The organism is Aquimarina algicola (genome assembly GCF_006443095.1).
GTDB lineage: Bacteria > Bacteroidota > Bacteroidia > Flavobacteriales > Flavobacteriaceae > Aquimarina > Aquimarina algicola.
This window is the reverse complement of sequence record NZ_VFWZ01000002.1, coordinates 1,542,551-1,567,182: the sequence shown is the minus strand read 5'-3', so window position 1 is coordinate 1,567,182 and position 24,632 is coordinate 1,542,551. Positions and strand designations below refer to the sequence as shown.

Below are 24,632 nucleotides of genomic sequence, written 5' to 3'. Positions count from 1 at the left end.
CTGCATTTTCTTCTAAGTTACCACTTATATTGGTCCAGGTTTCTCCAGCATCTTCTGTTATAAATACACTAGGGATTCCATAATTAGAAAAAGTGATGATCACTCGATCTGAATTAGAAGGATCAACATTAATATCGTTGATGAATCCTGTAGGCAATCCTTTTCCGGTTGTAATATCTACAGCCTCTTGATTGTCTAAATTAGCATTATCCATTCTAAATGCAACACCGTTATTGGTTCCATAGTACAACCTGTTCGCAACAGGGAACTTAGAAATATCTACTGCAGTTATTGATGATCCGGCAGGGGCAGCAGACGAAAATAAATTCGTCCAATTAACAGAAGTGTTACTATTAGAAAATAATGGAATTTCATCCAAATTACTATTTCTCCATACAGTATTGCCAACAGGCATATACATCACATTATCATTGATTGGATCCAAAACGAATGGATTCACAAAGAAAAAATCAACTGCCTCCGCAGGTGCTACACTAGTAAAAGAAACTCTATTTCCTTCTTCATCAAAATTAAGACGACGAACACCTCCAAATTGAGAAGATACATAATGTGTTCTTCCATTATCAGCAATAGCATTATACGCACCATCAGCACCTAATTCTTCTTGCCAGGCGTCTGTAGGATTTGTTGAATTTGTAAACCATGAACCGTTATCTTGAAATCCTGCTAACAAATCATCTGTATTAGGCTCAGGATCAAAAGCCACATGATAAGGTTGCGTTGTCATGTATCCATTATTTAAAGAAGTCCAGGTTACTTGTTCTGCCTGATCATTCACAACAGTGATATCTTCTGTCATTGACACTCCTCCATCATGTCCTGCAACTGCTCTGTTCGGGTTAGACGGATAAAACACTAAAGCATGTTGATCAGCATGTTGATTCGTATAAGAAGCACCCGTACCTAAAGTATTCAATAAAAAGTCAACATCCCCAGGTCCATTTCCACCAATCCAAGACTCTACTCCGGCAGGAGTTGTAAATCCGGTAGTTGATCGATACAAACATGTACCTCCGATAAATACAATATTAGATTGTGTGGGGTGTACCTCTATTACCATATTATACCCCCTTTGAAGATTTAAGTTTCCAATTCCGAAATTTCTATCAATAACAAATGGCAGGTTAGCAGTAAGATTTACCCAAGTTTCCTCAGGTGTCTCTGCTGCTGCATTATATTTAAACAATACTGCCTCATTACTAGGACTACGATCTAATGTAAAGAAGTATACTTCATCTTCATTTGATGGATTAATCCCTACTTTGGTTCTCCCATAATTTGCAATAAAATTAGGTGGGGTAATATTAGTCCAGGTTTCTCCATCTGTAGAAGTTAAAAAACCTGCATTTGGAACACCATTAGACTCTATCGTGGCATAAAGCCTTCCTGTAGTAGTGACACTTATTTCTACAAAGTTGTCAAAACCAGATTCTAGTACTTCTTCAAAAGAGTTTCCTCCATCCTGTGATCTGAAAAGCCCATTAAAAGTAGCTACGTATAGATCTCCATTGATAGGATTAATAGCAAGTGAGTTTATAAGATCAAAATCGGATTCGAAAGCGCCTACATTTTGATTAGCTGTGGCACGTAATTGTTCCCATGTACGTCCACCATCTTGTGATTTATACACACCATTTCCTTGGTAAAAGGCTCCACCTGCATTAGCAGAATTACCAATACCTTCTCCAGAAGCATAATACCATGTAAAACCTTTACCCGGTCTAGGGTCTTGTACAATCGCAGTAATACTTGGATTCTGAAAAGGCCTGGTTACTTTTCTCCACGTTTTACCACTGTTCTCAGATCTCCATAAACCCCCTGATACTCCCCCAGCAAGAAGCACATTCTCATTAGTACGGTCAATAGCCAAAGCTCTTGTTCTACCACCAACATTTCCAGGACCTCTACTTGTCCAATACGAAAAACGCTTTGCATTTGAAGATTTTGAGACACTTTTTAATGATCGTTTCGAGTCATCTCCTACTGCAATCTTACTGGAAAAATTAAGTTCTCGTTCTCTAATCCCATCAGGTATTTTTCCTGTATTAGGATTTCGTAATCTCATAAACTCGTATGCTGCCCTTTGTACAGCATCATCAGTTTGATGTCTTAATTTAACTTTTGAATCTACTGACCCTGTCTTACTATCAAACATTTGTTGGTTCTTGAAAACCTGATGCTTACTGCTTGATGTTGTAGTCTTACTAGTCTTTTGAATTACAGTTCCTCTTTGGATTGGTTGTTGGGCATTGGTGAAAGTGATAGCTCCCAACATAGCTACTCCCCAAACCATAGGCTTGGAACAGAATAATAGTAATCTTTTCATTTTTAAGCTGATTTATGAGTAATAACTCAAATTTAACTTAATTTCTAGTACTATTTTCTTAAAAATTAAGGCAATTCAGTAAGTATTTTTATATTTCTATGAATTGCTTATCATCACACTATTGAACTCTAAGTGTCAATTATAAATGAAGAGAAAAAGGTTTTCATTATGCAAGCAGACAAACGTTCATGATCCACAAATCACTACAAGCAACAAACTCTTTAAACATATTTTATTGCCCAGATATATATTTAGAACTCTTTATGAAAGATATTTTCTTTAGTGCTGACCTTGTTTAATATTAAGGTAATTTTAGGATGAAATTATTCTATTTCTTCAATTTTTGAAATTAAGTACACTGCTTCACTCATATCTCGACATCGACCTTCTTCTATCACAATAAAAAAGCGCTTGTTTTTAACGAATTGCTTTTCTAAAATATTAAAATCATCCGCCATAAATTTTCTGAATCCAAAAATAACCTCTTGACCAGAGGAAATCATATTTTCAATACCGGAGCCGGATGCTAAAATATTCTCAACTCTTACAGCAATTGCCGCTTTGTAGGTTTTACTACAAATACTTTTATTTTCTGTAATTAGCATTACAGACCCTTCAAGATGTATTGTACCAGGAGCTATGGCTTCCTGATCTTTTGAAAAAGTCTTTTTTTGGAGTTTTACTTTTTCTGTAGTAACCCCTGATATATCGCTTTTCACAGATTTTTTTTCACCTTGTGCTACAGTGTTTGTTTTGCACGAAATCAAGATAATAACTACCAAAAAATATATCGCTTTATTCATGTTCTAAATTAAAAAAAGGAGTTGAAAATCTCAACTCCTTTTTGTTTCCTAAAAAATAACTTTATTTTCTAACGATTTTGAATCTCTCATTAGTAGTCGAACTGGTAACTTCTACAAAATAGATACCCGGTGCGCTGTTTGATGCATCCCAAGATGGGTTTGTAGCATTCACACCAGATTCTTGATGTACCAAATTACCTGTGATATTATAAATTCTGATCGAAAATTTCTCATTTTGCTTTGAACCAACATCTTTTAGGTTAAAATTAAACATCCCATTAGATGGATTTGGATATGCTCTAGCATTAACTTCTGGGTTCAATTGTGCTAAAGGTTCATCTGTTTCTGAACCTGTAACACCACTACCATCGTTCCCAAATACTTGGAATATCTGATCTATTGTTGGTTGCCCCACAAATGGTGCAATTGTAAGCCAATCGAAAGCATTAATTCCAAAGAAGTTAGATTCATCTCTAAATTGAGAGTCGGCTCCGATTCCTCCAGCTTGTGATGACCAAAACCAACGACTAGTTGCAAATGGAACAGTAGCATATACAGATAACCAATATGTTCCTCCTTCTAGAGTTACTACTTCTGGTAAACTGAGATTAAGGTTTGTTCCACCCTCTGCATCTGGTACAATAGAGCCACTATTATAAACTACTTCTCCGGGAACACCGGCATTATCTTGATAGATCACAACTGTAGCATCAACTAAGGCAACAGAGTTATTTTGTGTTCCAAAAGCAAGTATTCTATTGATGTCCCATGAGCTTCCTGCAGGAATCACAAAATCATCAGCCATTTCTACAAGAGCTCCTGCATCTGTAAAAAACTGCGAGTTAATACCAGTTACACTTGCATTATTCTGCTCATAAATAGGAAATTCTTTTACAAAGACTGTAAATCCTTCTGCCACTTGTTCTCCACTTGAGGTTGCGATTAATCCAATAGTAGCTTGCCCTACCTGATCAGTCTTAATTGACAATGAGATTGTATTACCATTACGAGTAGCGGTAACCAAATCAGGGTTAGAGTTAGTAAATTCAACATCCACTTCACTTCCATTGGATTGTGTAAATAAATCTGTGATATCTACTTCTTGTTCAATAACTCCGCTATTTAATGCAACTGTAATATCCTCTAATAAATAATTGACAGTAAGGGAAGATTCTGGTAGCTCATTAAAAATTGGAAATCTAGCACTAAAAAGCCCATTGCCGTGAGCAGAGAGAGCGATAAATCCGTCTTTTCTAGTTTTTACTTCATCTGTAACTGCGTTACCAATAGCAAATGGCTCTTTAATCCATCTTGTACCAGATCCATTTAAGCGATTGGCATAATAAAGACCTGTACTTGTTGCGGCATATACTTTTTGTAATCTAGTACCAAAAAATCCTTGGCTTCCTCCAAAGAAAGCTGTACTTCTTACAGACGGACCGTTTCCGGAACCATCAGGATTTTCTTCTAAATTACCACTAATATTTGTCCAGGTATCTCCTCCGTTTTCTGTAAGAAATAAACTTATAATTCCATAATTTGAAAAAGTAACAATTACTCGATCAGAATTTGATGGATCTACATTAATATCATTTACAAAACCAGCTGGCAAGCCTTTACCTTCAGCAATATTAATTACTTCTTGACTGTCTAGGTTTGCATTATCCATTTTATAAATCCCACCTTGATTAGTACCGTAATATAATCGATTAGCTACCGGAAAATCAGATACATCAAGTGCAGTTATTCTACTACCTTGAGGAGTATCTGTATTTGACAAGCCAATCCAATTTACGGTGGTAGGAGCATTTGAAAACAGCGGTATTTCATCTAAATTATTGTTTCTCCACATTCTATTACCTGCTGGCATATACATAATATTGTCATTATTAGGATCTAAGACAAAAGGAGCTACAAAACCAAAGCCACTAGCTTCTGCTGGCTGTACTCTAGTGAAAGATATTTCGTTTCCTGACTCATCAAAATTAAGTCTAAAAACCCTTCCTCTTTGAGAAGATACATACCTTGTTCTTCCACCATCGGCAATAGCGTTATATGAACCATCTCCTCCAAAATCTTCTGTCCAAGGAGTTGATTGATCAGTAGAATTTGTGAACCAGGTCCCATTATCCTGAAAACCTGCTACTAAATCATCACTATTTGCATCTGGATCAAAAGAAACGTGATACGGTTGAGTTGTTGTATATCCGTTATTTAAAGAGACCCAATCTACAGGTTCTGGTCCTGGATTTGTTGCCGTAATATCTTCTGTTACAAATACACCTCCATCACAACCTGAAAGCACTCTGTTGGGGTTTGAAGGGAAAAACAAAAATGCATGCTGATCAGGATGGTGGTCTGTATACACAGAAACATTATTTAAGGGGGAGTATCCTCCTATCCAACTCTCTTGTCCTGCAGGGGTTGTAAATCCAGTTGTAGATCTATAAATGTTAGTTCCTCCTATAAAAACAAGATTAGGATCAGCAGGACTAACCTTAACGAGCATGTTATATCCTGTTTGAAGATTTAAATTTCCTACCGATCCACCTATAGTTGTAGGTAGGTTGGAACTTAAATCAGTGTACATTTCCTCTGGGGTAGTTGCTCCCGCATCATATTTTACTAAAAATGCTTCTGAGGCTGTATCCAAATTACGTGAGAAAAAATATACGATATCTTCATTAGATGGATCAACACCCATAACAGTTCTTCGTAGTGTTGGTGTTAAAAATTCCGGAGTGATATTTGTCCAGGTATCTCCATCAGCAGAAGTAAAGAACCCTGCATTTGGTTCTCCATCAGAACCTATTGTTGCATAAATCGTTCCTGTAGTTGTAATTGTAACTTCTGCAATATTATCCGGTCCTCCTGCTAGTACTTCCTGAAAAGAATTTCCTCCATCCTGGGATCTATGTACACCGTTGAATGTTCCAACATATACATCTCCATTTGTAGGATTTATATCAATAGAATTTACAACATCAAATGGAGAAAAAGATTGTATATCATTATCATTGGTAGATTCTAATAAACGCCATGTACGACCCCCATTTATAGATTTATATATACCGGTTCCTGCAAAAAAGGCTCCTCCTGCACTAGCAGAATTACCGATATCTTCTCCAGAACCGTAATACCAAATTCTTTCTTTACCTGGTCTTGGATCTTGTACAATACATGTAACACTCGGAGATTGTCTGTTATTGGTTACTTTTGTCCATGTAGCTCCTGCATCGGTAGAACGCCACATACCTCCAGAAACTCCTCCTGCTAATATAACATCTTCATTTGTGCGATCTATTGCTAAGGCTCTTGTTCGACCACCTACATTAAACGGTCCTCTATTCTGCCAATACGAAAAACTTCCTGCTTTTGATGATTTTGAAACGCTATTCAGTAACCTTTTAGAGTCATTGCCTTCAGAAATTTTACTAGAAAAGTTAAGCTCTTTATTCCTTATACCATTAGGAATTGCATTTGTGTTAGGATTTCTAAGTCTTTCAAACTCATAAGCGTTTCTTTCGGGTGCATTATCACCCACATTCATACGCTTTGTGTTGTTGTTATCAAAAAGTTTGGATTCTTTATACTTTTGAAATCCTGTCTTTTTAGTGTTTGTAAGTTGAGGCTGCTGGGCGTGCAGAAAAGATATTCCTAACAAAGGAATCGCCCAAGCAGTTTGCTTGAGGGAAAATAGTAATTTTTTCATTTTTTTAAGCTGATTCGTGAATAATTATCAAATATAACTTAAATTTTATTACTTTTTTCCTAAAATTTAAGATGATTTAGTACATCTTCACATATTTTTATGAATTGTACTTTTATGATTCTATATGTCTAAATATGAGGATTTTCTCTAAAATCGTTGCGTTTACAATTTTTTCAATATTATTCACATTTAGTATAGTAGTCATTATAACTCAAAAAGAGTTAAACAAAAAAGTTGTCTTGAAAACAAGACAACTTTTTAACTTCCCTTTAGCTGCAATAAGGTTAATTTTTCTTCACGACTCAGTGCAAAACTTAATTATTCTAAATTTGAAAAAAACTGTTATCATCGACAGATGAATTATCCCTTTTAGTTACTTTTTCGGTTTTAGGCTTTAACTTATCAGGATGTTCTGTTTTTGATGTTTTGGGCTTTATTTCTTTAGGTTTGATATCCGATTTTTCTTTTTGTTCTGCTATATTCTTATTTTTTGGGTTTGTTGATGACATTTGTGATTCATCTTGATAAGGATCTTGCCCTTGTAGCATCATTTCATCTTCTTCTTTAAATTCGATCATCTCATCAAGTGTAAAATGTCGTATCGGAACATCTATACAATCTTCTATATTATCAATATCAGAATCCTGGTATAATTGTTCTATATATTGTATGCATTCTTCTTCAGTAGCATATCGCTGTTTATGAATTTTATTAAGAGAGACAGGACAATCTATTTTCCAGTTATCAACGCTAATCCATCTAAAACAAGCAAGATAATTATCGATCTCAGATACAAAAAGTTTAATCTCTGAATCTGGATGTTGCGATAAGTTTTTAAATTGCTCAAGACAAAAACTCATATCTTTTTTATCTTCAAGTAAAGAAATAGACTGAAGGGTGTCTTCAATAAATAATTTCATCTTGTATTTGCTTTAATAATATCTAAATAACACTCAAGGGAGTATTTAATGTTGTTTTATGAAGTTTTACATCGAGTTTTACTGTTTTTTTTTCGAAAGGATCATATAGTAATAAGACTGGTTGTCCGTTTCGTCTTTTTAATCTCAATAGCTGATTGTCTTTGCCCATAATTTCTAGTTCTACATCTTTAAACGAAAAAGGAATCACACTCAAGCCTGAATCGTTGAATATTTCTTCGACTTGTTGTCGTTCTCTTGCGATTTGGGATGGTCCATAATAATAAGCTTTTTGTAATAAATCATCTTGTTCTGCTGTCAACTCTATATAGTCATTCACTTTTTTTTGATCAATTAATGATTGTATTTTCTTATAGAAGTTAAAGCTATCCAAGAGAAGTTTTTGGGCATCTATTTTTGTCAGATCTGCAGAGTCTTGCCACCCTTTTAATGAGAACGGTAATACTTTGGCCACTGACCCTCCTATCAATTCATAAAAGGGGAGCCCTTCTAAGTCAATTTCAGGTTTTATCTCTGAGTTTTCTGTGGATTGATCTGGAGTAGCTATTTCAAAAAGCTTCACTATTGTTTTTTTGGGTGCTACGTAATCCAACATACTAATTTCAAACTTTGCTAAAGAAGATCGCTCCAAAATATCCTTACCATGTACAGGTAAAACCTTTGCCTTTATGGTAAAAGCTTCATTTTTTAATAAAAGATGGTTGATTGGCAGACTAATGGAAATACCATTACCCATAGCAGAAGATTTACTCTTATATTCAAATAAATGAATATCATTACACTTTACTTCTATTTGACAGTTTACTAAATTCAAAGAAATTAAGTATGTCGGTTTTATAAATTTAGCATTCATAGATATTAATACAATCGTTTAATATTTTTTTAGTCAGTTATAGGAATCTTACCTGCAAAAGGGTTATCCCACTTGCCTACAATCTTTTTATACTCATAAGACAATTCTTTTTCTACACCCCATCCTTTTACAGATCCTACTATAGCAAAAGCTGCATTAATGCCGTTGAACATAAGAGAAGATTCAAAAAACATTTTCCCACCTTCAGACAACAATGATGTAGAAAGGTCAAAACTACCGGCAGCACTTCCTTTGATTGTTGCTTCGTACTCTATACCCAAAAAACTTCCTTCAAGCATAAGTCCTGCAGATATTTGTAACATTGCCCCAATACCATTGCTTATTGACCAATCTAAATCGTCGTCTATTTTTCCTATCAGTTTAAAATTAAATTGTAGTTTTGCTTCAATAAAAAGAACAGTAGAAATATCTCTATCTGTGATAGCTTCTACTAGTTCAACAATTCCTCTTACAAATATAAGTTTGTTAGATGCTGCTCTTATTAAATCTACTTGCAAATCAATAGCCAAAACAGGGTCTAATCGAATTTCACCTGTTAGTCCTATATCATTTTCATATAGTGTATTACTACTTTTTATTGAACGACTTAGTGCCACTCCTACTGCTGGAGGAGCTATCGATACATAACCTGCCTTTTTACTTAATTTATTGTTATTGTCGATAATAAGATTAACAAATTTATCTACTCCACCAACAATCTTAAATATTTTCTCGCTTGCACTATAAAGTTTGGTAAGCTTAGAAGAAAAACTTAAATCTTGTCCTTTGGTATCATTATCATAGGTAACCCCATATTGAAATTTTAAAGTTGCTGTTCTATTCCCAAAATTTATTTTTTTTGAATTTAATTGCCCTATCCTTCTTGACTTATCTTGATGCTTTTTAAATACTTTACCTGGTGGTTGATTTGTATGCTTATAGGTTCTGGGATCATCAGAACCTATTGAAAATAGGAAAGTCCACGTAGCATCAGGAGATACTTCTGCCAAAACTTGTGTCTCATATCCACAAAATTTTAAAGGTATAGAGTATTTTGTCTTGTCAATATCCATTAAACCCATAAAATTTGCCAAAAAGCGATGACCTTGGAAAAGACTTTCTTTATATATCATATCCAAGTCCCAATCAATATCTCCACTTGCAGGAATCCCATGATGCTTATAATCATCATCTATGTGATAAACAATAATACTACCTGTAGGAAGATTGGTTCTTTTAAGCTCATTAATCTGAATTGTTAATTTCTTACTTCTCTCTTTTGTAGTTCCTGCCACAAACTGTATTGGCTTAGGAAGATTAATATTTATATGTTTGTTGGGTTGAATTATATCTTTTTCATCGTTTCCATATAGTACAGCATATGGACCATCATTCTTTATTACTTTAATTTTTGTAAAACTACACTCATCAGTTGATTCTGGTTCTTCTTTGGACTCTTCTGGTTCTTCTGGTTCTGGTTTTGTAGGAGGTGGGAGAACTGGAGGTGGTGTTTCTGTTTTTGGTTCTTCTTTTTTTACATCGGGAGCCTGAGTAACCACATCTCCGGTAGCAAAACCTGAAGTTACATAACTAGCGCCTCTTGAAGCATCATTGAGACGGGTCATATTTTTACCCATCTGATCCATTGCTTTTTGATACTTTTCTCCAAGTCTACCAAAATACTTTGCTGTTACGCCATCTATAAACCCATTAAAATTACTCATCGCATCCAAAGCAGCAGAAGTCTTGTCTAATTTTTCCTGTAGTTCTTCTGATTCCTGCTTGTATTTTTGCATTCTTTCTAAATACCCTATCTCATTTAAGACTTCATCAATCTCTGTCTGGACTTTGGCATCAAGCCCTTCTCTCTTTTCTTCAATCAATGCTTTGAGGTCTTCTTTTTTTTCTTCTTTAAATTTTGATGACAGGCGCTCAATTGTTTCTTTGGTTGATGGATTAGGAGCTTTTTGATTGGCAAGCAGTTTTTCTTTTAGTGCATCTTTTTGTTCTTTGTTTAAAAATCTCGAAATACCATTTAACGCTGCAATTGATTTGAGTACTTGCTTTTTTTGATTCGGATCACCTAAATTTTGTTTGTATTCTTCAAGAATTTTATTGGCTTCGTTATAATGCTTTTCAGCTATTTCTACTTCTTTTTCTTTTTCTGTTCTTGCATTATCTAAAAAACGCTCTGCTCTTGTTTTATCTTTTGCTTCGACTGTAGGAGTTTCTTCTTGATTAGTAGCATCAGCTTTTGTAGTAGCTTCTTCTGATGAAGAGGTAAAATACCTTTCTGAAGAGTCATCTACACTTGTAATCTCAAAATCTTTTTCGAGTGCTTCGGGAGGAATTCCTCCCAACACATCAATATCTGATTCTATCGCTCTTAAAAACTCATTAACCGTTTCACTATTTGCTTCATTAAAAAATTCTTGATGATACTTATCTTCTTCTGCGTTTTTATTTTCTTCTGTTTCTTGCTCAGGATTCTTGACTGTCATAAGATCCTGCAATTCTTGTTCTTGACCTGTAAGTAATTGTTTTAATTCTGCACGTAAGTTATCTAATCTGATATTGACATTACCAACTGCCGTATCTAATTCTGCTTTTTTTCTATCAAAACTGTCTACCAGAGCTCCAGTATTATTAAGGAGATCCCTTACATTGTCATTTTGAAAAACACTGGCAGCCTGCTGTACACTAGCACCTAGATCACCCATTGCTACTTTTGCATTTTGTGCGAGTTCTGTTGTTTTTTTAACCGTATAGTTTGCCGCTTTATTAATTTTTGCTTGCGCTTTGTCAACAACATTTTCTGGAGGTGCGGGAGTATCGGTTTTTTCTACTATGGTAATGGTCCCGCCATTTGCACAGTATGCTTTACTTTGTTCTATAAGAGGCATTTTTTTTTGAACTGTAATGGTCTCTCTAGGACTTGCCCATTTTCCTGTAAGAACAGGGGTACAGGTCATTCTTGTAAAGCTACAAATGCCACAAAAGGGTGTAATATGAGCAGAAGTCCCATCGCTCTCTATTGCCATAGGTTGCTTTTTGACATATACATTGGCCATTGTAGACACTACTGTAGAGTAAATTCCTTTACATCCGCTACATTCTATTGTAGAATTACTAGGTATAAAATGTTCTTCTGCCATAATACTACTTTCTTTTACTAAGGTTGCAAACCTCTTTTACTTGATATACATCATTGACTTTTACTCCTAACATTGTATTTGCCTTGTCTGTAGTATTATTTGAATTCAAATCGTATGTTTCTAAATATGACGCTTCAAAATTGAGTGCAGACTCATGAATTGAATATAGATCAGAAAACAACTCACTTGCTCCTTCTTTATCAAAATGATATTTATCTAATCTTCCTGATCTAATCAATTGAAATCCATTTGTGATCGTATTAAATCCAGAAAGTTTTGTTTTGAGTTCTAATGGTAAGGCTACAGTATCAAAAAACCTTTCTATTACTTTTTGTTGTTCAATTTCTATCTTGTGTTCAAGGTTATGATCATAGTAATCAGGAAACAATAAGCTATAAATTTGAGATTTTTTAATAAAATTGATATACTCTATTGGGTTACGTATTAAAAATTCTAGACTATCTATAGTCTCTTCTATATTAGCAACAAAATGTTTATAGTTCTGCTTTATGCTTTTGGCTTGATCATACCAGTCTTCTTTGATTTGATTTAAATTTACAATACTTGATATCTCACCATGATTGTTTGTATATAGAACTAATTTTTGAAGTAGAAATGCAAACACTTCTTCAGTTTTGAAGACCTCATCGGTATTTGAGTGTTTTTGATCTCGTATTTCTACATTATAGAGATATCCACGACTATCTTTACTCAAAAATTGTTTTTCGATAGTTGCCGTATATTTATCTTTTATCGTTTTTGCCTTTCCTTTCATAGAAGTATGTTGAATCATACCGAAGTCATAAAATTCACAATCTTCATGTATAGAAAGCGTCAATTCTTTATTTAGAATTTGCATTTCCATAATTACATATTAGTTGATCTCGACCTTTTGACCCAATATTTTTACCTTCGCTCCATTAAGAAGGTTTCTTGCTGCGCCTGTTACATTCAATACCCCAGCAGTAACAAGGGTAAGAATCGCTCCACTTTGAATGTTGGCCATTATTGTACCTGTAATTGAAACTCTTTTTCCAAAAACAGATACACTTTTTGAACCTTTTAATGAGGCTTTAGACCCTGCTTTGGCATTCATATTATTGGCTGCATTGATCGCAACATTTGCACCTGCAGAAGAATTAATATCTGTAGCTGCTGTAGATGATATAGTATTACCTGCATTAACAGTTACATCATTACTTGCTTCTATGGCAATATCTGTAGAAGAGAATGTTATTTTATTTGGAGCGTTGATTGTAATCTCACCGTTACCTGCCATAGTAATTGTATTACCACTTGGATCTTTAATAGTGACACTGCCATCTGTATCATTAAGTGTAACTTGATTCCCACTACGAGTTCTTATTGCTTTTAGGTGGTTGTCACTACTTTTAAAACTATCAGGAACTGAAGATGAATTATATACACTTCCCATTACAATAGGAATCTCTGCATTATCACCTTCGTGCCCCATAATTACCTCATCTCCAACTTCGGGGACAAAATAAAATCCCTGGCCTGGTCCACCCGCTGTACTACTCAATCGAACCCATGGTGTTGTTTCTCCCACAGACTTTTGCCAAGGGTATTGTACTTGAACTCTACCTAGACCTTCTGGGTCTGCATTATTAACAACGACTGCTGTCTGAGATTTACTCTTAGGAAAAGCTTTAATTGATGTTTTGGGATATGCATCTATTTCTGTAGTAACTGCTTCAAAAGTATTTTCATACTTCCCATTTTCATTACAAGAGTGATCTACTTTTATGATTCTAAATCCTCCGTATGATGAGGATTCGCCTTCGATTTTAATAACACTGCCAATTTGTATTGCGGGCTGGCTACTTTTTCCTTTTACTATTACTTGATTGATTTCTGTTGCACGCTTTTGTAAGGCTATTTTTTCATCAATTCCTGATCTAGACGAAGGACTATCATGAGAACTAACAAATACTTGCGTTTCTTTGTGAAAAATCTCTTCACTTTTTTTATTTGCAAATTGAATGTACCCATTTGCATTTGTAGACACTTCCTTGGTTTTTACCTCGTGATACGTATCATTAAGATAATCGTTTGTAAAATAATTAAAACTATTAGGTGCAGCTTCTACATTAACAGAGAGTTCTAAAAGATCATAGCCATATCGTAGGGTGATACTATCTTTATTTTCCGGAGTTCCAAAAACTAATTGACTTCCATTATAATAAAACCATTCTCCATATTGTGCTGCTAATCTACTTGCATATTCAAAAGCGCTTTCGTGTTGTTGAACACTGTATTGAATTACATTTGTTTTTTGGGGGTTAAACTGAAGCTCGAGGGCAGATCGATTGTAACCCATAAAAGTTTCTTCTAGAATTTCGGAGAGGCTAATCTCCTTGTGCGATGCATAATGTGGTCCATCATCTGCAATGATACTACATCCTTTACCTTTTATATATACCCAATCTCCCGTAGATTGATAAAAACCTTTGACAGTATTAATATTTGTAACCAGGCCTTTGAATTTTAACTCTTCGGTATCCAAAAAACCATTTTCAGATCTAATTTTAAGCAAAAAGATCTCCCCCAGAAAATTTAGGCTTTCTCCTAATACATCTGGAGATATCGATTCTAAAACGTCTTTTCTACATACTAATTCAAAAGTATGATGTGCATCTATCTCTTGATGCAGGGTTAATTTCTTAAATGCAGTAATCTGCTCTCCCCCTATATAAATTTGTACTTGTGTGTCTGTAGCCATGATAGTGCTCGTTTTTATTTAAAAACAAAGTATTAAAGCACTATTAAAATAATGTTAATGGCAAGATTGATACTTGAGATGATGAGGAATGACAGATATCAGAGGACTTTTGCTTAAAATTTTGTGCCTTTTTGTTTCAAAACACTAAAATCTCAGGTTCAAAATATCAAAAGAATAAGATCTTGTAAGCGTATTTTAACACGAAATAAATGAACTATATAATCTTTAATTTTTTATAAATTTCATCTTTAAAAGTACGACCAATAGGTACATGATGTCCATGTATTTCTATAGTTTGGTCATATTCATGAAAAGAGTCTATTTTTTGCCAGTTTACGATATATGAACGATGCGTTTGTACAAAGGTTGGATTATTTAAAAGTTTGCCTAATTTTAAAATAGAATATCTAACTGATAATTTTTTATTGTCGGACGTAACTAGAGAACAATAATTTTTTGAATCTGTATGCGCAAAAAGAATGGTTTCTAAAGGCACTTTGACCAGTTTGTTTCCGCTTTTTACAAAGATAACAGGTACATCAGCAGTATCGACATTTGTCGTAGTATTTGTGTTCACAGCAAGAATAAGCGCAGCATGCAGATCATCTTTACTTACAGGTTTGGTAAGATATGCTACAGGATTAATCGAGGCTGCTTTTATCATAACTTCTTTATTTTTATCTGAAGTTGTAAAAAAAATCGGTATTTGATAGGTCTCCTTTATTCTTTGTCCAAGTGCTATTCCTGACTCTCTTCCATTGAGGTGAATATCCAGAATTACAGCGTCAGGTCTGAGCGCTTTAATTTGCTCTAAAGCTTCAAACGGATCACCAGTACTCCCTACACACATATACCCTAACTCTTCGAGCGAAATTTTTATGTCTTCTAAATGAAATATATCATCTTCTACTATATATACATTCATGATTTATCTATTTAGGCTGACATAGGTTTCAAATTTTTGTTTGTTCCCCCTTTCAGCAATTTTGTGATGGGAATTTTTATATCAAAACGTGTACCAATACCTAATTCTGATGATACTACAATCTCTCCTTTTTGCATTTTTATAAAACGATATACCAGATTTAACCCTAAGCCTGTTCCTTTTTCTCCTTTGGTACCAACAGTGGTTTGCTGTTTATCTAGCGAAAAAATAGTTTGCAGCTGATTTGCATTCATCCCAATTCCTGTATCCGTAAGTGAACAAACCAAATTTTTATGTTCTTCTTTAAAATGTATTGTAATACACCCTTCTTCTGTATATTTTAAAGCATTACCTATTAAGTTTCTAAAAATCACATGAAAAGCACCTTTATCAAAATCGATACACAAATCCTCTGTATACTTTATTTCTATTTTAGTTTTTTTATAATCTGCTTGTTCTTGATATCCCAAAGTAATTTCTTTTAGTTCATGATAGACTGAAATCGTTTCGGTTTTCATATTGTAACCATTCATTTGTTCTAAAGACCAGTTCAATAAGTTATCCAATGTTTGTGATAATCGTTCTGAATTTTTTTCTATCGCTTCAGATAGTTCAATGGTTTTATCATGATTCTCTTTTTCTATATAATGCTTCAAAATTTTGCCTGATCGTTGAAAAGGAAGTATCATTCCTCTTAAATCGTGCGCAATAATAGAGAAAAGCCTGTTTTTTACCTGATTAATCTCAGTTACATTTTTGTGCGCTTCGTCTAGTTGCTTTTTTTGCTTTTTCAACTTAAAAAATAGCCCTCCCACCAAAGTCAGAATAATAGCTAATGAAATAGACGCTCCAAGAAATAAATTTTGTCTTAAGCTAGCCTCTTCTGTCAATTTTTCTTGTTGTTCTTTTTGTCGTTTTAGATTCAAGATTGTGATTTCTTTTCTCTTTGTATCATATTTCTTTTCAAGATTAGTCAATTGCGTTTTCACCTGTAGATTTGATATAGAATCTTTGATTTTATAGTATTCTTTTAAGTGTTTTATAGCCAGCGAAGGTCGAGAAGTTTTCTCATAGTATCTACTATAGATCTTATGATACTCTTGTGTATGATATAAAATATTCAGGTTTTTTGTTACTTTTTCAAATAGGTTAAAATACTTCTGAGCTTCTGTATATTCTCCTTGTTCAAGATACGCGTCTATTAATCCGTGGAGCGAGGGTTGAAGATAAACATCATTGTTAGTAACTTTTGCAGCATTATAAGCGGTTGTAAAATAGTCTTCTGCTTCTATATATTTTTTAAAATTCTTAAGGTATAACCACCCTTTTTCACTAAAGGCACGTGCAATTCTTTCATTATTATTAAATTCTTCGGCCAATGTTATCCCTCTATTTATGGTCTGTAGCGCTTCTTCATTTTCATTCAATTTACGATGGCATTCTGCCAAATAAGGATATGTCAGCAAGAGCGTATGATGATCACCCTTTTCTTTTGCAATTGTAACTCCTTTTTCAAAATATCTTTTTGCAGTTTCCAGATATCCCCATTTGAGATAACTGTACCCTACCAGATAATTTGTTCTAGCTTCTCCTACGAGATCTTTATTTAATTCATGAAGATCTAGTGCTTTGAGAAGATTAATAATAGCATCTTCATAATTAGATAACCTAAAATTATAAATCCCTTTGTTGTGATAACTACTATATAAATTGAAAGTATCTTTTGTAATGATAGACACTTCTGTCATAGAATCAGCATATTGTATTGCTTTTAAGTATTCTGAATTGTTGTCTGCAATCTCTGCTTGAGCTTCAAAAAACACTGCCCAAGATTTATCTTCCAGATTTTTTTTAAGTAACTTTTCTGCGTTTTCCAGTAGCACAATAGCCTCTTCATTTTTTAGGAGTTGGGTTAATATAAGAGCCTTATTTGTATACGCTTCGGAAAGAATTTGGTCATTTTGTAGTGCTTTAGAAAGCTTAATAGTTTTATCATATAAGTAAAGTGAAGAATCATTTTTTTGCAATCCCAGATGTAATAATTTGGCTGAGTTCAAATATATTTTGGCTTTGCATTCATCCTCTACCATTGCAAGCACCTGTTTACTATAATGAAGTGCTCTGTTAATATTTTGTATCGTATCAACACGATTCTGCCATTGATCACAATCAACTTGTTTTGTTTGTGCATTATTATTGAATATTAATAATCCAAAAATTATAATTGATATGGTTATTTTCCCTCTCATGATAATAACTAATAAGTAAATCTTTAGTTGATTTTGGTTTTAAGTATGGCGTATAATTCTAATGCAAAACAAATACGATATGAAAACATTTGCTAAATAATTTTTTAAAGAAGATGTATATAATCATATACTGATATACATACGTTTTGACTTAAATCAGAATAATCAATCTTCTAAAAACGAATTCATCAACAATTTATTAAAATTATCTTAATATTTATTTTAATTCTTTATGATTTGTAAATAAAATGCTGGTTTCTTGTTTATAACAAAAGTTTTAGTGTTGAGATTTTACCTAAAAAAGCCAGTTAGTCTTTTCACCAACCGGCCTTTTTAGATAATATATTGAGCTATAAAAGTGCTTAAGAATTTATGTACTCGCTTTTGAGTATTCGATACTGAATCAATGAATAATATTTATTGTCTTTAAGGATATGTTCTTGTAACTCTCCTTCTTTTATCATTCCATTTTTGATCATCACTTTACCAGAAGCTGGATTTTCGGTAATGTGATTTGATAGAATTTTATTTAGCTTTATTTCTTCAAACCCAAACTGTATAATTGCTTTTGTTGCCTCTGTAGCATATCCTTTATTCCAGAAGGGTTCTGCAATCCAGTATCCTATTTCTCCTCTATTGAATCTCTTGTTAATTGTAAGACTTATTCCTCCTACAAATTCATTTTTTTCAATTAAAGTGATTTCAAAAATATAAGCTTCTCCACTTTTAAAACCTTGATTAGCCATATTGATCCAAAACACTGCGTCTTCTTCTTGATATGGATAAGGCAAATTTAGCGTCATATCAGATATCTTCTTGTTTCCGGCATATTGAACAATTTTGGAAACATTTTCTATATCCGGACGCTTTAAAACGAGTCGTTTGGTCTTTATTTGATTACCAATATCCATACATCAAAAAAGAGAAACTAATATCAGTGTTTTACAAATCAAATTTGATTCCTTGTGCCAACGGTAATTCTGTTGTATAATTGATCGTATTGGTTTGACGACGCATATACACTTTCCACGCATCTGAACCAGATTCTCTACCACCACCGGTTTCTTTTTCTCCTCCAAATGCTCCTCCTATTTCTGCTCCAGAAGTTCCTATGTTTACATTGGCAATACCACAATCAGATCCCGCATGAGACAAAAATCTTTCTGCTTCTCTCAAATTATTAGTCATTATTGCAGAAGATAATCCTTGAGCCACACCATTTTGCATTTCTATGGCATTTTCTACCTCACCACTATATTTTATAAGGTATAAAACTGGTGCAAATGTTTCGTGTTGTACAATTTCATAAACATTGTTAGCTTCTGCTATTGCAGGTTTCACATAACATCCGCTTTCATATCCTTCACCAGAGAGCACACCTCCTTCTACTACAATATTTCCTCCTTCTTCTACTACTTTTTGAAGTGCATTTTGATAGCCTTCTACCGCGGCTTTGTCGATAAGAGGGCCTACATGATTGTTTTCATCTAATGGATTACCTATTCTCAACTGTGCATAAGCATCTACTACGGCGTTTTTTACTTTGTCATAAATAGATTCATGAATAATGAGTCTACGAGTAGAAGTACACCTTTGTCCGGCTGTTCCTACTGCTCCAAAGACCGCACCAATTACTGTCATTTTGATATCTGCATCAGGAGTAACAATAATTGCATTATTTCCTCCTAATTCTAATAATGATTTACCAAGGCGTTGTCCAACAGTTGCTGCAACAATTTTACCCATTCTTGTAGATCCAGTAGCCGATATTAGTGGTACTCTCTTGTCTGTAGTCATCATCTCTCCTACTGTATAATCTCCATTAATTAAGCATGAGATTCCTTCAGGAAGATTATTATCTTTTAAGACCTTTGCAATTATATTTTGGCATGCAACTCCGCACAGGGGTGTTTTTTCACTAGGTTTCCAGATACAAACGTCTCCACAAATCCAAGCCAAAGCCGTATTCCAAGACCATACTGCTACAGGGAAATTAAATGCAGAAATAATTCCTACAATCCCAAGGGGGTGGTACTGCTCATACATTCTATGTCCCGGACGCTCTGAATGCATGGTGAGACCATGTAGCTGACGGGATAAGCCTACTGCAAAATCACAGATATCTATCATCTCTTGTACTTCGCCAAGACCTTCTTGATAAGATTTTCCCATCTCGTAAGAAACAAGTTTACCTAGAGGTTCTTTGAGTTTACGCAACTCTTCACCAAATTGCCTTACGATTTCTCCTCGCTTGGGCGCTGGCATTACTCGCCATGTCTTGAAAGCATCAGTTGCAGTAGCTACTACTTTTTCATAGTCTTCTTTGCTTGTCGTTTCTACTTTTGCGATTAGCTCACCATCAACTGGTGAAAAAGATGATATTGTTTCTTCATTAGAAAACCAGTTTAATCCTGTAGAAGTTCCTTTATTCAATTCTGTAAGGCCTAGTTTTTGTAAGGCTTCCTGAATCCCAAAGTCTATTATTGCTGTTGCCATGATTATTTTGTTTTGAAAAAGTAAAGATACTGTGTTTTGAAAAAATTATAAATTTTGACTGATTTTAAAATGATATTTAGATAGTTTTACAAAAAATCTTCGTAAGAAAAGTCAATTTTACACAAATTAACTATTTAGAAAATTAAATTGACTTAAGAGACTTCTGCCACAAATCGTTTATCTGTTGGCATTACTGTTTTGCAATTAGCACAGGTTCTTAAATTTTTGTTCCCATAAAAGTCCTGAAAGTGTTTTAAAAAGTCTTTTTCAATGTCATGTAATTTAAAATATACTTCATGAAGTTTATGATTACAGTTATCGCAAAACCAAAGTAGACCGTCCTCTGCCTCCAGATCAACTCTTTTTCTTTCAATAACAAGACCTAAAGACCCTTCGTGCCTTACAGGAGAATGGGGTACTTTTGCAGGATGCAGATACATATCTCCCGGGCCCAATTGCATTGTTTTTTTCTCTCCGTTCTCTTGAACATGAACCTCTATAGTACCTTCTAATTGATAGAATAACTCTTCTGTCTCATTATAATGGTAATCTTTTCTTGCGTTAGGGCCTGCAACAATCATTACAATATAATCTCCTGCATCTTTGTATAGATTTCTATTTCCTACAGGAGGCTTTAGTGTGTCTCTGTTTTCCTCAATCCATTTGTTAAGGTTAAATGGTTTTTGAATTGCCATTTTTATATAGTTTTATGTGATTTAAAATAAGTATAAAAATACGCAATTACGAGAAGAAGTAATAGTGTTTTTGAAGTGAAATACCTTAGGACAAGTCTCAGAGCATTTCGATCTCAATTATTGAGTAAAGAATTATCTGAAAATAAATTGTACGGCAATACAAAGTGGGACCAAAAAGAAATCGCCCCAACAAAATTTCTTTTGTAGAGCGATTCCCAACTAAATAACCAACCAAAAATTTTTATTGCTAAGTGCTAGCCTTACTTTTTATTTTGAAAGCTTCATAAAATCAGCTTTTTTTATTCTTTTTCTATTATTTTGAGATGATTCACCCGCGGTATTCTTAAATTGAATACGCCCTCTTCCTGCAAATTGGTAAACTGTTTCAGAGGTTGGATGAAACAATTCTATTTTGTTATCATTGATAACGGATAATTCAAAGAATTCATTGCCCAAATAATCGTAATCAAGTGTTAAAGTTTTCCTATCAAAAGTGTTAACAATATCTCTAATCTCATAACGTCCAGTATAATCATAAAGTATATCGTTGAGTGGAATTCCTATTTCATCTCTCGAACTTCTAAAATTTTCTCCTGCTCCAAAATATTCAAACTTCAGGTAATTTTCTTCATCAAATTCATTTAACACCCCAAACTCACTGGTATACACTTTTTCCCAGACTTCATACTCTTGAAGGAAATAATGAATATTATCATAAAATACTTGATCATAATCAAAGTTATTACGTTGATATCCTATTAGATAGTATGTTGTGTTGGTCACTCGGTCATATAATTCTATCTCATTATCAGATAACTGGCCTACAGCCAATTCGTACACTCCATCAATGTCATGGCTAATGTCTATTTCTGTTCTGAATGTGTCATAAAAACCTACATCAAGGCCAAATCCATTACCATTACTACCCAAACCAACAAGATTATTATTGGCAAAAAAAGCACCATTACGAAAAGAAACTGTGAATGCTTTTTGTAAAAACGGAATTTCACCATTACCTCTTTTACGTTCTATATCTACATACCAAATCTCATATGAATTTAATAATGCATTCAAACTTATTGAAGGTTCTTCTATAAATACATCTTCTTCTACAATAACCTCTGCCACACATGATGTCAATAAAAATGAACCTAAAAAAATAACCGAAAGTAGTTTTAATGTTTTCATAAGGTAAGTGTTTTCAATTTCATAAAGCTAAAACCAAAACGCATGCCAAACTTTTAAATTACTGGTTTTCAGTTTTTTAATTTAATTTCTATTTTACTTATTTTTGAAGCCATAATATGTTTGTATGGAAAAAAAGCGAAAGTTTGCAGTTTTAGGAGGAGGTAGCTGGGCTACTGCAATTGTAAAAATGCTCACCGAAAACCTTGATGAAGTAGGTTGGTATATGCGAAGTGTCTATGCCTTAGAGCACTTAAAACGACAACAACATAATCCTAATTATTTAAGCTCTGTAGAGTTCAAAATAGATCAGCTCAAACTTACCAATGATATCAATGAGGCAATAGCATATGCTGATTATCTTATATTTGCCATTCCCTCTGCATTTTTACATAGTGAATTACAAAAACTCACAGTACCATTAACAGACAAAGTTATTTTTTCTGCAATCAAAGGTATTGTTCCAGAAACAGGGTTAATCGTAGGAGAGCATTTTAATGAAAAATATGATATCCCATTTAATAATATAGGTGTAATTACAGGACCTTGCCATGCAGAAGAGGTAGCCCTTGAACGCTTATCATATCTTACTATAGCTTCAAATGATGAAGAAAAAGCAAAAATAATAGCTGATCACCTAAGTAGTGAATATATTAAATGTAAGATAAGCGACGATATTATAGGAACTGAATATGCTGCTGTACTCAAAAATATTTATTCGGTAGCAGCAGGAATTGCCCACGGACTTGGATATGGAGATAATTTTCAAAGTGTTTTGATGAGTAATGCCATTCGAGAGATGAAACGTTTTATAAAGAAAGTACACAAAATGAAACGTAACATTAATAACTCTGCATATTTGGGTGATTTGCTAGTAACTGGGTATTCTATATTTTCTCGTAATAGAATGTTTGGTAATATGATTGGTAAAGGGTACACTGTAAAAAGTGCTCAAATGGAAATGAATATGGTTGCAGAAGGATATTATGCTGCTAAAACTGCATATGAGCTAGATGCTACAAAAGCTGCAAGAACTCCTATTATAGATGCAGTACATGCTGTTCTCTATGAAAATAAGAATCCTAAGAAAGTATTTAAGAAACTTGCGGATAAGCTAGATTAATTATTCTTATCTTCATAGCTCAGATTTTTTGTAAAATCCTATGAAAGAACTTATCACAACGTTTTATGAAGGCTTCAATGAGCTTGATGCAGAAAAGATGATATCCTGCTACCATGAGGATATTATTTTTGAAGATCCCGGATTTGGGCAATTAAAAGGAGACCGCGCTAAAAACATGTGGCGCATGCTTTGTAAGAATGCAAGAAACTTTAAGATCGAGTTTTCTGAAGTACGGGCCAATGACCAAAATGGTTCAGCACATTGGGAGGCTTGGTATACCTTTAGTAAAACCGGGCGACCTGTACATAATATAATAGAAGCCAGATTCGAGTTCAAAGACGGCAAAATTGTAAAGCATGTAGACCATTTTAACTTACATCGATGGGCATCACAAGCATTAGGCTGGAAAGGAAAACTATTTGGAGGTATGGGGTTCTTTAAGAAAAAACTGCACAAGCAAACAAATTACTTACTTGATAAATTTATAAACTCTTAATCCTCAATTTTTTAACTACATGAATTCTTTAGAGATCACTCAACCAATAGTTTCAGCTTCGTGGCTTTTTGAACATATTGATCATCCTGATCTCATCATTTTGGATGCAACTATCAAAAAAGTGACCGCAAAAGAAAATCAGAATCTTGCCGTTGAAAAAATAAAAAATGCTCGTTTTTTTGACATCAAAAATGCTTTTTCAGACACTACAACAGATATTCCCAATATGTTGGCATCGCCAACTGTTTTTGAAAAGGCTTGTAGAACCCTTGGCATTAGTAATCATCACAAAATTGTAGTATATGATAGATTAGGTATCTATTCTAGCCCAAGAGTTTGGTGGATGTTTAAAACAATGGGGCATCAGCAAATAGCAGTTCTTGATGGTGGTTTACCAGCATGGAAAGAAGAAAATTTACCTACAGAACCAGAATCAAATTTAAATACATATCTGCAAGGAGATTTTATCGCTGACTACAACCCTAATCTTGTGATAAACGCAGATGAAATACTTCATAATATAACTTCAAACGACATACTCATATTAGATGCTCGCTCCCCGGGAAGATTTTTAGGCTCAGAACCAGAGCCTAGAGCAAGCCTCAAAAGTGGACACATGCCTAATGCAGTAAACTTACATTATGAAAAGGTATTACAAAACGGTAAAATAAAACCTGTATCAGAATTAAAAGAAATCTTACAACATTTTACTATTGCAGATAAAAAGTTGATCTTTACCTGCGGATCCGGAATCACAGCTTGTATTATTATGTTGGCTGCTACATTGGCCGGATATAATCATCTATCGATATATGATGGATCATGGAGCGAATGGGGGCAATTAGAAGGCGTTCCTATTCAATGTTAAACAAATACTTACTTAATTATATAATGAAATACTTTTGCCAATTA

The 24,632-nt window shown here is 34.0% G+C and carries 17 protein-coding genes; 3 read left to right on the top strand and 14 right to left on the bottom strand.

From position 1 onward, the window contains the following. From FHK87_RS10790 to FHK87_RS10725, 14 genes are all read right to left on the bottom strand, one after another. Window positions 1-2,347, bottom strand: a 2,347-nt coding sequence (locus FHK87_RS10790) for a WD40/YVTN/BNR-like repeat-containing protein (protein WP_140592688.1), incomplete at its 3' end; no start/stop codon positions are given. Window positions 2,348-2,670: 323 nt separating this feature from the next. Continuing rightward, the gene (locus FHK87_RS10785; RefSeq protein ID WP_140592687.1) at window positions 2,671-3,150 is read right to left on the bottom strand and encodes a hypothetical protein; all 480 of its coding nucleotides are present in this window, start codon (window positions 3,148-3,150) and stop codon (window positions 2,671-2,673) included. Window positions 3,151-3,211: 61 nt separating this feature from the next. Continuing rightward, entirely contained in the window at window positions 3,212-6,862 is a 3,651-nt protein-coding gene (locus FHK87_RS10780; RefSeq protein ID WP_140592686.1) for a T9SS type A sorting domain-containing protein, read from the bottom strand. 323 nt (window positions 6,863-7,185) lie between these two features. Continuing rightward, window positions 7,186-7,782 carry a hypothetical protein gene (locus FHK87_RS10775; protein WP_140592685.1) on the bottom strand — a complete coding sequence of 199 codons (597 nt, stop codon included), beginning with the start codon at window positions 7,780-7,782 and terminating at the stop codon, window positions 7,186-7,188. A gap of 22 nt (window positions 7,783-7,804) precedes the next feature. Next, complete coding sequence (locus FHK87_RS10770; RefSeq protein ID WP_140592684.1) at window positions 7,805-8,653, bottom strand: hypothetical protein; 849 nt, start codon at window positions 8,651-8,653, stop codon at window positions 7,805-7,807. Window positions 8,654-8,682: 29 nt separating this feature from the next. Continuing rightward, a complete protein-coding gene (locus tag FHK87_RS10765; RefSeq protein ID WP_140592683.1) occupies window positions 8,683-11,808 on the bottom strand; it encodes a PAAR-like protein in 3,126 nt (1,041 codons plus the stop codon). Between the two features lie 4 nt (window positions 11,809-11,812). Next, entirely contained in the window at window positions 11,813-12,667 is an 855-nt protein-coding gene (locus FHK87_RS10760; RefSeq protein ID WP_140592682.1) for a hypothetical protein, read from the bottom strand. 15 nt (window positions 12,668-12,682) lie between these two features. Beyond that, complete coding sequence (locus FHK87_RS10755) at window positions 12,683-14,551, bottom strand: type VI secretion system Vgr family protein (RefSeq protein ID WP_140592681.1); 1,869 nt, start codon at window positions 14,549-14,551, stop codon at window positions 12,683-12,685. 214 nt (window positions 14,552-14,765) lie between these two features. Next, a complete protein-coding gene (locus tag FHK87_RS10750) occupies window positions 14,766-15,476 on the bottom strand; it encodes a LytR/AlgR family response regulator transcription factor (RefSeq protein ID WP_140592680.1) in 711 nt (236 codons plus the stop codon). An 11-nt stretch (window positions 15,477-15,487) separates the two neighbouring features. Continuing rightward, entirely contained in the window at window positions 15,488-17,725 is a 2,238-nt protein-coding gene (locus FHK87_RS10745; protein WP_140592679.1) for a tetratricopeptide repeat-containing sensor histidine kinase, read from the bottom strand. 362 nt (window positions 17,726-18,087) lie between these two features. Beyond that, the gene (locus FHK87_RS10740; RefSeq protein WP_140592678.1) at window positions 18,088-18,636 is read right to left on the bottom strand and encodes a GNAT family N-acetyltransferase; all 549 of its coding nucleotides are present in this window, start codon (window positions 18,634-18,636) and stop codon (window positions 18,088-18,090) included. A 31-nt stretch (window positions 18,637-18,667) separates the two neighbouring features. Then, on the bottom strand, window positions 18,668-20,221 hold the full coding sequence (gene amaB, locus FHK87_RS10735; RefSeq protein WP_140592677.1) for an L-piperidine-6-carboxylate dehydrogenase: 1,554 nt from the start codon (window positions 20,219-20,221) through the stop codon (window positions 18,668-18,670). Between the two features lie 152 nt (window positions 20,222-20,373). Continuing rightward, the gene (locus FHK87_RS10730) at window positions 20,374-20,916 is read right to left on the bottom strand and encodes a 3-hydroxyanthranilate 3,4-dioxygenase (protein ID WP_140592676.1); all 543 of its coding nucleotides are present in this window, start codon (window positions 20,914-20,916) and stop codon (window positions 20,374-20,376) included. 267 nt (window positions 20,917-21,183) lie between these two features. Then, complete coding sequence (locus FHK87_RS10725) at window positions 21,184-22,104, bottom strand: nicotinic acid mononucleotide adenyltransferase (RefSeq protein ID WP_140592675.1); 921 nt, start codon at window positions 22,102-22,104, stop codon at window positions 21,184-21,186. A gap of 124 nt (window positions 22,105-22,228) precedes the next feature. Between FHK87_RS10725 and FHK87_RS10720 the strand changes: the two genes are divergently transcribed. Genes FHK87_RS10720 through FHK87_RS10710 form a run of 3 tightly spaced genes read left to right on the top strand, consistent with a single transcriptional unit; the run spans window position 22,229 to window position 24,588 of the window. Next, on the top strand, window positions 22,229-23,224 hold the full coding sequence (locus FHK87_RS10720; protein ID WP_140592674.1) for an NAD(P)H-dependent glycerol-3-phosphate dehydrogenase: 996 nt from the start codon (window positions 22,229-22,231) through the stop codon (window positions 23,222-23,224). A 40-nt stretch (window positions 23,225-23,264) separates the two neighbouring features. Continuing rightward, window positions 23,265-23,720: a nuclear transport factor 2 family protein gene (locus FHK87_RS10715; RefSeq protein WP_140592673.1), complete on the top strand. Its 456-nt coding sequence runs from the start codon at window positions 23,265-23,267 to the stop codon at window positions 23,718-23,720. Window positions 23,721-23,739: 19 nt separating this feature from the next. Further along, entirely contained in the window at window positions 23,740-24,588 is an 849-nt protein-coding gene (locus FHK87_RS10710) for a sulfurtransferase (RefSeq protein ID WP_226294188.1), read from the top strand. Window positions 24,589-24,632 lie beyond the last annotated feature (44 nt).

Bases quoted from the DNA above. Each gene is read 5' to 3' on its own strand.
- FHK87_RS10740 (WP_140592678.1), bottom strand. From the start codon at position 18,636: ATGGATATTGGTAATCAAATAAAGACCAAACGACTCGTTTTAAAGCGT.
- FHK87_RS10775 (WP_140592685.1), bottom strand. From the start codon at position 7,782: ATGAAATTATTTATTGAAGACACCCTTCAGTCTATTTCTTTACTTGAA.
- FHK87_RS10755 (WP_140592681.1), bottom strand. From the start codon at position 14,551: ATGGCTACAGACACACAAGTACAAATTTATATAGGGGGAGAGCAGATT.
- FHK87_RS10720 (WP_140592674.1), top strand. From the start codon at position 22,229: ATGGAAAAAAAGCGAAAGTTTGCAGTTTTAGGAGGAGGTAGCTGGGCT.
- FHK87_RS10750 (WP_140592680.1), bottom strand. From the start codon at position 15,476: ATGAATGTATATATAGTAGAAGATGATATATTTCATTTAGAAGACATA.
- FHK87_RS10730 (WP_140592676.1), bottom strand. From the start codon at position 20,916: ATGGCAATTCAAAAACCATTTAACCTTAACAAATGGATTGAGGAAAAC.
- FHK87_RS10770 (WP_140592684.1), bottom strand. From the start codon at position 8,653: ATGAATGCTAAATTTATAAAACCGACATACTTAATTTCTTTGAATTTA.
- FHK87_RS10745 (WP_140592679.1), bottom strand. From the start codon at position 17,725: ATGAGAGGGAAAATAACCATATCAATTATAATTTTTGGATTATTAATA.
- amaB (WP_140592677.1), bottom strand. From the start codon at position 20,221: ATGGCAACAGCAATAATAGACTTTGGGATTCAGGAAGCCTTACAAAAA.
- FHK87_RS10725 (WP_140592675.1), bottom strand. From the start codon at position 22,104: ATGAAAACATTAAAACTACTTTCGGTTATTTTTTTAGGTTCATTTTTA.
- FHK87_RS10780 (WP_140592686.1), bottom strand. From the start codon at position 6,862: ATGAAAAAATTACTATTTTCCCTCAAGCAAACTGCTTGGGCGATTCCT.
- FHK87_RS10765 (WP_140592683.1), bottom strand. From the start codon at position 11,808: ATGGCAGAAGAACATTTTATACCTAGTAATTCTACAATAGAATGTAGC.
- FHK87_RS10715 (WP_140592673.1), top strand. From the start codon at position 23,265: ATGAAAGAACTTATCACAACGTTTTATGAAGGCTTCAATGAGCTTGAT.
- FHK87_RS10710 (WP_226294188.1), top strand. From the start codon at position 23,740: ATGAATTCTTTAGAGATCACTCAACCAATAGTTTCAGCTTCGTGGCTT.
- FHK87_RS10785 (WP_140592687.1), bottom strand. From the start codon at position 3,150: ATGAATAAAGCGATATATTTTTTGGTAGTTATTATCTTGATTTCGTGC.
- FHK87_RS10760 (WP_140592682.1), bottom strand. From the start codon at position 12,667: ATGCAAATTCTAAATAAAGAATTGACGCTTTCTATACATGAAGATTGT.